Raw genomic sequence first — 8,973 nt, forward strand, 5'->3', positions numbered from 1 at the left:
GGGGAGTGGATTAGTTAAGCAGGGGGAGTATCGTTTTTTTGTGTAACGTTTGTAAGCCGTTGAGAAAGAAATTGAAACTGCGAAGAAAGCCGTTGAGAAAGAAATTAAAACCGCTAAGCAAGCAGTCGAGAAAGAAGTTAAAACGGTCAAGAAAGCCGTTACTAAAAAAGCTGCGCCAGCAAAAGCGGCGGCTAAGAAAGCTGCTGATAATTTAAGTAAGCTACCGGGCGTTGGACCAGCGACCGCGAAGAAACTTGCAGAGGCTGGAATCACAAGTTTCAAACAGGTCGCAAACCCGAGTGCGGCCGATAAGAAAAAATTAGAAGCCTTCGCGAAAACAAAAGGTTTCGCTGATTGGACAGCCAAAGCAAAAGAGCTGATCTAAGCCATTAATTTAACTAAGCCATGCGCAATGCATGGCCTAGTTATTCTTCCTCCATACACATATTTACTTTCATACCTTTACTCAACAGCTTACAAACGTTACACAAAAAAACGATACTCCCCCTGCTTAACTAATCCACTCCCCTACACTGAAATTACATAAAAAATATAATTCGAGTAGGTATTCTTGTGCTTAGTGCATCAACAATAAGAAAAGTATGTTTGGGCGGCATCCTCGCACTTTCAAGCTTCACGCTATTAGCAGATTCATCACTACAGATTTCATCTCATAAAAATGATGAGCTGCTACTGAAAGTCTTCGTGTTTGGTTCTTTAGCCATCATATTCGCGGCAATGAGCTTTGTACTCATTCGATTAAATAAGCGACTTAAAAACAATATTTCGAGCCACCAAGCTACCGAACAAATGATGTCGAAGCTGAGCAGTGCGGTCACAAATAGCGGTGCAAGTATCGTCATGACTAACGCTGATGGTGTCATCGAATACGTTAATCAGAAATTCTGTCGTAGCAACGGCTACCTGCACCACGAAGTGATCGGACAATCGATTGATATATTGTCCCCCGAGAGCCATCTCGAAAACGAAACCAGACAATTGCTAGACAATAGTTGTTTGAAATCAGCCTGGGAAGGCGAGGCACTTTGCGTGAAGAAAAACGGCACCGAATATTGGTGTGCGATCACAGTTGCCGCGGTCTATAACAAAGACCGAATCATCACGAACTATGTACTATCTGCGATTGATATTAGTGCTTTAAAAGACGCTAATTCTAAGATGCAAAATCTCGCCTTGTTTGACTCCCTTACAGGGCTGGCCAACCGCCGATTGTTTATTGATCGACTGCATCAATCAGTTTTAAGCGCTCGCCGACACAAGCATACCTCAGCGATCATGTTCCTTGATCTTGACCAATTCAAACGTATCAATGACACGCTGGGCCACCAAGCAGGCGACGAACTGCTGAGCACGATCGCAGAGCGACTTAAAACATGCGTGCGCAAGCAAGACACGGTAGCACGCTTAGGTGGTGATGAATTCACCATCCTACTCAATGATATTTCGAACAATGACAAAATCTCTTCGATCGCGGAACACATTCTCGCGATATTGAAAAAGCCAATCAAACTGGGCAAGCATGAAGTCATCGTTTCAACTAGTATCGGTATTACGATCGCTCCGAGCGATTCAACCTGCAGTGAAACTTTGATGCGCAATGCAGATATGGCTTTGTATCGCGCCAAAGAACGCGGACGAGACGGCTACTGCTTCTTTACTGAAGAGTTGAATGTTAGAGCCAGCCATCTTATGGAGATTGAGCACGAGATTCGCCATGCACTAAGCAATGACGAGTTCTATCTTCATTACCAACCTCAAATCGATTTAAAGACAAACAAAATAAACAGTGTTGAAGCGCTCATTCGCTGGCGTCATCCAGTTAAAGGTGAAATTTCCCCCAATGACTTTATCTCTATTGCTGAAGAAACCGGACTGATCGTCCCGATTGGCGACTGGGTTTTAAAGAAGGCATGTAGCGAAATTCATCAACTCAACCAAGACTCTGGCTTAGATTTACGTGTTGCAGTTAACCTATCAACACGACAATTCACTGACTTACGCCTAGTCAATACGGTGAATAATGCACTAGAAACAGCAGGCATGCCTGCCCGTAACCTAGAGCTAGAAGTCACCGAGAGCATGCTCATGCAAGACATGGAAACAGTGATCGATCAATTGAATCGCATCAAGGCTTATGGCTGTACCGTAAGTATCGATGACTTCGGCTCTGGCTACTCCTCATTTAGCTATCTGAAAAGTTTGCCAGTCGACATACTCAAAGTAGATCGTGAGTTTGTACGCGACATACCAGAAGATCTCAATGCCATGGAAATCACATCAGCGATCATCGCCGTTGCGCACAAACTAAACTTGAAAGTAGTTGCCGAAGGCGTTGAGAGTGAAGATCAGCGTGACTTCCTAGACATTAACAAATGTGATTTCGCACAAGGCTATTTCTTTAGCAAGCCAATCAATTACGGTGATCTGCGCACATTCTTCCTAGAACGAGAACATAGGCTTGCTGAAGCTGTGTAATTGCAAATAATTGCTAAAACCCTCGAGGGTCAATTGACCTTCGAGGCGTGACCCAAGTCCCCTTCAAAGTGTTACCTCTTTCGTGTAACAAAATGTAATCGTCGGTATACTACCCCCAACTAAGAATAATCATTGGAAGTTGTATTACATGCTGAACATCGCTATCCACGCTTTAGAAGCGCTAACACTTGCTCTCTTCGCTTACGCTGCCTATCGCATCGTAAACTTATCAAAGAAACAGAGCTTCCAAGCCACGACTACTCTTGGCGTGCATAGCGCGTTAGACGACGAGGAAATTCTCGTTGATGAATACGCTACTCCTGCCCCATTCATCACGCGCATTGAAACACTTAAAGAAGCGCAGATTTTTGCAGGCATTCAGATGATCGCTATCAAGCGTGAGTTTCAAGATCTTGAAACAGGTCAACTCGCTTGGTTAAGAGAAGCGATTGGCTATTATCTTATTGGCGCTACTGACATGATCGCAAAGCAAGCAGGTTGCGACTTAAACACGCGTACAAAGTTTAACGAACTCGTTTTGAACACAAACCTTAAGCTTAGCCAGCAAGAGTTTAAGTCGATCACTTTGGGCGCTGCAGAACGAATCACTGGTGATGACGTTGACATGATGATCCTTGCTGGAGCAAAAGCCACTAAGCAATGGCAGGCAACGCAACAAGTAAATGATTCACTGAAATTGCGTACACGTTTGAATGATTGGGGTGTGTTTGCTTAATAGCGAAACGCTTAACGGAAGACCTAAAACGCAAAAAGCCCGAACTTATTTCTAAGATCGGGCTTTTTTATGCTCGAAAAATAGGCGCCTACAAACGCATTTCTATACCTTGATCAGACATGTGCTTTTTCGCTTCTTGTACCGAGTATTCGCCAAAGTGAAAAATACTCGCTGCTAAAACAGCGTCAGCACCACCTTCAGTGACGCCGTCAGCCAAGTGCTGCAGATTTCCCACGCCACCCGAGGCAATCACTGGAATTGGAACAGCATCAGCGATCGCACGCGTAACACCGAGATCATAACCGCTTTTTACACCATCCTGATCCATGCTCGTGAGCAAAATCTCTCCAGCGCCATATTCTGCCATTTTCTTGCTCCACTCGACGGCGTCTAAGCCCGTTGGCTTGCGTCCGCCATGAGTGAAAATTTCCCAACGAGGTTCTTCACCCTCGGCACTCACCTTCTTCGCGTCAATCGCAACAACAATACATTGACTACCGAACTTCTCTGCCGCCTCACGAACAAACTCAGGATTGAATACTGCAGCAGTATTAATACTCACTTTGTCAGCCCCTGCATTCAGCATGTTACGAATATCTTCGACTTTACGGATACCGCCGCCAACCGTTAATGGGATGAAAACATTCGCAGCTATTTTTTCAACGGTATGAATCGTCGTATCACGACCTTCATGACTCGCCGTTATATCCAAAAAGGTAATTTCGTCAGCGCCCTGTTCATCGTACTTTTTAGCGACTTCTACTGGGTCACCCGCATCGCGAATATCTACGAACTGAACGCCTTTCACCACGCGCCCATTTTCTACATCTAAACAAGGAATAATACGTTTTGCTAAGCCCATGACTACACCTTAAAAATCTTAGTCTTTCGCAACGTAACCACTGTGAATATCACTGTAGTCTTGCGCTTCTTTCACATCGAGCGTTCCTTCGTATATCGCACGACCGGTGATCGCACCACAAATGCCTTGATCAGCTTGCGCAGCCAAGGCTTTGATATCTTCCATATTCGTGACACCGCCCGATGCAATCACAGGAATAGAAGAAGCTTGAGCTAGACGCACTGTCGCTTCAACATTCACACCTTGCATCATGCCATCACGAGCTATATCCGTGTATACAATCGACGAAACACCGGCTTCATCAAACTGCTTCGCAAGATCTGTTGCTTCAACACTAGACACATCAGCCCAACCATCTGTTGCAACCTTGCCATCTTTAGCATCTAAGCCAACGATGATATGTCCTGGGAAAGCTGCACAAGCTTCCGTCACAAACTCTGGTTCTTTCACTGCTTTCGTGCCGATAATTACGTACTCAACACCAGCATTCAGGTAGGCATCAATCGTATCTAGGCTACGAATTCCGCCACCGATTTGAATCGGTAAATTCGGAAAGCGCTTAGCAATGGCATTTACGATCTCAGCATGAACAGGCACACCATCAAATGCGCCGTTTAAATCCACCAAATGCAGTCGACGTGCACCTTGATCCATCCAGCGACCAGCTATATCAACAGGATCATCGGAAAATACCGTAGAGTCGTCCATACGACCTTGGCGTAATCGAACACACTTGCCGTCTTTAAGATCAATTGCAGGGATAATTAACATATTTATTTCCAAACCAATGCCAGCTTAAAGCTGACCATTCCATTCACTAAAATTCTTAAGTAGTTGCAAGCCAGCATGCTGACTTTTCTCAGGGTGAAACTGCGTCGCAAAGACATTATTTCGCATAATAGCAGCGCTCAAATCGACACCGTAACGCGTCGTACCCGCAACGAGATTTTGATCAATACTAGTTGGCACGTAGTAGCTGTGCACAAAATAAAATCGAGACTGATTGTCAATGCCATGCCACAGCGGATGATCACGCTGTTCCACTTGATTCCACCCCATATGAGGCACTTTCAAACGCTGACCATTTTCACGTAAGTCATCGCCAAAAAACTTTACTTGTCCATCGAACAAGCCCAAGCAATCAACGCCACTATTCTCTTCACTGCTTTGCATCAAGGCCTGCATGCCGACACAAATACCTAGAAAAGGTCGATCTTTGGAAACTTTGGAAACAATTTCATCGACACCCAAACGCTTGATCTCAGCCATACAATCACGCATCGCGCCGACACCCGGCAATACAACGCGATCAGCTGATTCAATCACAGGCGGGTCAGAAGTAACTTGAATTGAAGAACCACAGACATGTTCAAACGCACTCGCAACGGAGTGAAGGTTACCCATGCCATAATCAATAATTGCAATAGAACTCATGCTTTGACTTACCTAAGAAGCGTCTTTGCAATCATGCAAAGACGCTTAGAAAGAACGTACTTGTACGGCTTAAAGCGTACCCTTTGTAGACGGCATCATACCTGCCATTCGATCATCGAATTCGAGCGCCATGCGCAGTGCTCGACCGAAAGCTTTAAACACGGTTTCGATTTGGTGATGCGCATTCTTACCTTTCAAGTTGTCGATGTGCAGAGTCACCCACGCGTGGTTTACAAAGCCTTGGAAAAACTCATAAAACAGATCGCAATCAAAACCACCAACAGAGCCTTTTACAAATGGAACATCCATTTCGAGTCCAGGGCGGCCAGAGAAATCAATCACTACGCGCGACAATGCTTCATCAAGCGGCACGTATGCATGCCCATAACGACGAATGCCTTTTTTATCTCCGACAGCCTTAGCGAAAGCTTGTCCTAGAGTGATACCTAAATCTTCAACAGAGTGGTGATCATCGATATGTAAATCACCTTTCACACGCGCTTCAATGTCGATCAAACCATGGCGACAAATCTGATCCAACATGTGCTCTAAAAATGGCATACCGGTGTCGAACTTTGCTTCACCTGTACCATCAAGATTTATTGATACGCTAATTTGCGTCTCTAAGGTATTACGCTCTACTTGCGCTGTTCTGGCGCTCATGTATCACTCCAATTTCTGCATATTAAACAACTGACCAGGCATTTTTATCACACCTTTATCAGCAGGCTCGCGATTATAGCCTTTATGCCTCTGTCTTCCTACCGCCAAAAACAAGAAACCCCCAGTAAAAACTGAGGGTTTTCATGCATTTCGCTTCACTTAGCTATTCAATGCACTTTCAATATTCTCGACGTAGGTATCTACCATACGTACGAATTCGCTTTTAACCACTGGGCTAATGGCCATCTTAAGCAATTTTGGCAATGGCAACTCGAGTTCTGCAGAGCTGCTCAAAGTTAGCTCTGTGCCGCCATCTACTTCAGTTAAAGACCAACCACCAGAAACCTGAGCGTTACCCTCGCCTTTAACGGCCGTCCATTCAACTGAACCATTCGCTTCATCTGACACGTATTTGCTCGCATAAATGGTTTGCAAAGCGTGATCACCAATTCCTACTTTTTCAGTTTCCCAACGGTAAACGCCATCACCTTGATCAATGAGGTTTTCAATCTTTGGAAAATGCTCTGCAGATGCAGGAACGTCTGACAACAACGCAAACGCCGTTGCAACGTCAGCAGAAACAGTAATAGTACGATCGACATCAATATTAACTTTGAATGCCATGAAGCTTTCCTCTTGTTTAATTTTTATTGACGCGCTAGCTTACTCGCGCTTTGCTCAGCATGATAAACAAGTCATTTTAAAAAAGCATCCTACAGCGACTTTCTAATACAGCCTATAAACGACAAACATGAGCCAACAACCAAGCCCATTCTCACCCACTAAAGATTTTGCAAAACGCCTATTAGCTTGGTTCGACATTAACGGTAGAAAGGACCTGCCCTGGCAATCTGACAAAACACCATACCGAGTTTGGGTGTCAGAAATCATGCTGCAACAAACACAAGTAGCTGCCGTCATTGGCTACTACCAGCGGTTTATGGAGCATTTCCCAGACATTCATTCCTTGGCCCATGCCGAAGAACAACAAGTGCTCGCTCAATGGGCAGGCCTAGGATATTACGCACGTGCGAGAAACCTTCACAAAGCAGCAAAACATGTCGTCTTTGATTTGGACGGTGCATTCCCGAGTGACGTAGAGAAGATTATGGAACTCTCTGGAATAGGCCGTTCCACCGCAGGCGCCATTTCATCTATTGCTTTCAAACGCTCAGCACCAATTCTCGATGGTAACGTTAAACGCGTACTTACACGCTTGCACGATATCGAAGGCTGGCCTGGTGGGCGAGAAATAGAAAAACAGCTCTGGCAATTGGCTGATAACTACACCCCTACCGAACGATGTGAGGATTACACGCAAGCCATCATGGACCTTGGCGCAACACTATGCACGCGCTCTAAGCCGCAATGCACACAATGTCCATTTCAAACTGACTGCCAAGCCTATGCAAATGACACAATCACGCTTCGCCCAACCTCAAAACCAAAGAAGAAAAATCCAGTGAAAGAGTGCTGGATTTTAGATATTACTTGCAACAATGAAACGTTGTTTGAAAAACGACCTGCTAGCGGGATTTGGGGCGGGCTTCATTCACTTCCTGAATTAAGTCGAGAATACACATACGATGAAATACTCGAAGAAGTAGAAAGACGCTTTGATTTGAAAGGCTTATCTATTGATGAAGCCACGCCTTTTAAACACATTTTTAGCCATTACACACTCTTGGCCCATCCCGTCCGCATCCAAGTATCTCGACAAGAAAACAGTATTCGCGAAGAGAGGCTTGAGTGGCTAACGCACGAGGCGCGTGCACAAAAAGGCTTACCTGCCCCGATCTCAAAATACTTCGAAGAGAAAATAACTAAACCATAGAGCAGCTTATTGGATTTTAAATTGAGCAAGTTGCGCGTTCAGCCTCTCGCTCACCTCACCTAATGAACCGCAGAATGTCGTCTCCATCACGCAAACCAAAGAGCGTTTGATCAAACAAAGAATAAGTATCGAGTAGATTCAACTTGTTATTTTCAACATCAAAACCAAGTGCTACTAAAAAGTATTCTTTACTCATTTTTTGGGTCAACATTCGCTGCTTGCCAGCAAGGTTGATCGTTGTTGCGAGCTCGGGTGAGGCCTCAGTTCCGTTCTTTTTCGCGTCTTTTTCGTATAGCCCAACAGCTTTGTTCATTTGCTTAAGCAAGGGAAGATTCTTTTCTGCAATTAGAGATAATTGATCCTGCGTCACCGCACCTGAACCGATCACATCTTTAATAACCGGATAGAACTCAGCCCAAATACCATCCACCTTGTCGAGCTGTCGTACGATACGTTTCGACTCCGTTGAAGGTAGACCAAGCTCTGCATCGCCGTCACGCAAGCCTTTCAGCGTGCGGTCAAACAAATCAGACGTAGCACTTAGGTTTTTGATGTGCTGTTCCGCATCAACGCCTAAAGCAACAAGTGTCACCTCTTTAGACATTTTCTGGGTGAGCATGCGCTGCTTACCAGACAAGTTCAGTACTACACCATACTCAGCAGCGCTAATAGCTGGCGCTGACGGAGAAATACCTGCCAAGACAACAAAACACGATACAGCCAACAAAAAAGAACGAGTAAGAGAAACAAACATAAACATCCTAAACATGCGACACTAAGTAAGTGGATAAAATTTAGACGACATTTATGAAGTTGTTCAGTTATTTTAAGGCTTATTCATCGATAAAACCGATTAATAAAAACATAAAACAAATGAATTTACTGAGCAATTATATAAACGCACTATAAGTGGGCGCTATTTGAGTAAATCAATAGAAACAATACGCT

General features: G+C 44.6%; 10 protein-coding genes. 4 read left to right on the forward strand and 6 right to left on the reverse strand.

The window, feature by feature from the left end; all coding sequences use genetic code 11:
• The first annotated feature begins 103 nt into the window (after positions 1 to 103).
• The 3 genes from A3739_RS31525 (at position 104) to A3739_RS24770 (ending at position 3,232) form a co-directional block, all read left to right on the forward strand.
• A complete protein-coding gene (locus tag A3739_RS31525) occupies positions 104 to 385 on the forward strand; it encodes a helix-hairpin-helix domain-containing protein (RefSeq protein ID WP_369821122.1) in 282 nt (93 codons plus the stop codon).
• A 188-nt stretch (positions 386 to 573) separates the two neighbouring features.
• The gene (locus tag A3739_RS24765) at positions 574 to 2,496 is read left to right on the forward strand and encodes a GGDEF and EAL domain-containing protein (RefSeq protein WP_156502816.1); all 1,923 of its coding nucleotides are present in this window, start codon (positions 574 to 576) and stop codon (positions 2,494 to 2,496) included.
• Positions 2,497 to 2,644: 148 nt separating this feature from the next.
• Positions 2,645 to 3,232, forward strand: a complete 588-nt coding sequence (locus A3739_RS24770) for a hypothetical protein (protein ID WP_068477100.1) — start codon at positions 2,645 to 2,647, stop codon at positions 3,230 to 3,232.
• An 88-nt stretch (positions 3,233 to 3,320) separates the two neighbouring features.
• On the opposite strand, the gene hisF is transcribed toward A3739_RS24770, so the two are convergent.
• From hisF to A3739_RS24795, 5 genes are all read right to left on the reverse strand, one after another.
• A complete protein-coding gene (gene hisF / locus A3739_RS24775; RefSeq protein WP_068477102.1) occupies positions 3,321 to 4,094 on the reverse strand; it encodes an imidazole glycerol phosphate synthase subunit HisF in 774 nt (257 codons plus the stop codon).
• 18 nt (positions 4,095 to 4,112) lie between these two features.
• On the reverse strand, positions 4,113 to 4,865 hold the full coding sequence (hisA, locus tag A3739_RS24780) for a 1-(5-phosphoribosyl)-5-[(5-phosphoribosylamino)methylideneamino]imidazole-4-carboxamide isomerase (protein ID WP_068477104.1): 753 nt from the start codon (positions 4,863 to 4,865) through the stop codon (positions 4,113 to 4,115).
• Between the two features lie 24 nt (positions 4,866 to 4,889).
• Complete coding sequence (gene hisH / locus A3739_RS24785) at positions 4,890 to 5,528, reverse strand: imidazole glycerol phosphate synthase subunit HisH (protein ID WP_068475516.1); 639 nt, start codon at positions 5,526 to 5,528, stop codon at positions 4,890 to 4,892.
• A gap of 69 nt (positions 5,529 to 5,597) precedes the next feature.
• Positions 5,598 to 6,191: an imidazoleglycerol-phosphate dehydratase HisB gene (gene hisB, locus A3739_RS24790; protein ID WP_068477106.1), complete on the reverse strand. Its 594-nt coding sequence runs from the start codon at positions 6,189 to 6,191 to the stop codon at positions 5,598 to 5,600.
• 159 nt (positions 6,192 to 6,350) lie between these two features.
• Entirely contained in the window at positions 6,351 to 6,815 is a 465-nt protein-coding gene (locus tag A3739_RS24795; RefSeq protein WP_068477108.1) for an SRPBCC family protein, read from the reverse strand.
• 127 nt (positions 6,816 to 6,942) lie between these two features.
• Here A3739_RS24795 and mutY point away from each other — a divergent pair, with 127 nt between their 5' ends.
• Positions 6,943 to 8,025, forward strand: coding sequence for an A/G-specific adenine glycosylase (gene mutY, locus A3739_RS24800; RefSeq protein ID WP_068503161.1), 1,083 nt, complete (start codon positions 6,943 to 6,945; stop codon positions 8,023 to 8,025).
• A gap of 55 nt (positions 8,026 to 8,080) precedes the next feature.
• On the opposite strand, the gene A3739_RS24805 is transcribed toward mutY, so the two are convergent.
• Positions 8,081 to 8,779 (reverse strand): type IV pili methyl-accepting chemotaxis transducer N-terminal domain-containing protein, encoded by a 699-nt coding sequence (locus A3739_RS24805; RefSeq protein WP_082878600.1) that lies wholly within the window; start codon positions 8,777 to 8,779, stop codon positions 8,081 to 8,083.
• Positions 8,780 to 8,973 lie beyond the last annotated feature (194 nt).

This window comes from Oleiphilus sp. HI0067, from assembly GCF_001635735.1.

Coding starts and splice junctions, on each gene's coding strand:
- hisB (WP_068477106.1), bottom strand. CDS start 6,191: ATGAGCGCCAGAACAGCGCAAGTAGAGCGTAATACCTTAGAGACGCAA.
- hisH (WP_068475516.1), bottom strand. CDS start 5,528: ATGAGTTCTATTGCAATTATTGATTATGGCATGGGTAACCTTCACTCC.
- hisA (WP_068477104.1), bottom strand. CDS start 4,865: ATGTTAATTATCCCTGCAATTGATCTTAAAGACGGCAAGTGTGTTCGA.
- A3739_RS24805 (WP_082878600.1), bottom strand. CDS start 8,779: ATGTTTGTTTCTCTTACTCGTTCTTTTTTGTTGGCTGTATCGTGTTTT.
- A3739_RS24770 (WP_068477100.1), top strand. CDS start 2,645: ATGCTGAACATCGCTATCCACGCTTTAGAAGCGCTAACACTTGCTCTC.
- A3739_RS24795 (WP_068477108.1), bottom strand. CDS start 6,815: ATGGCATTCAAAGTTAATATTGATGTCGATCGTACTATTACTGTTTCT.
- mutY (WP_068503161.1), top strand. CDS start 6,943: ATGAGCCAACAACCAAGCCCATTCTCACCCACTAAAGATTTTGCAAAA.
- hisF (WP_068477102.1), bottom strand. CDS start 4,094: ATGGGCTTAGCAAAACGTATTATTCCTTGTTTAGATGTAGAAAATGGG.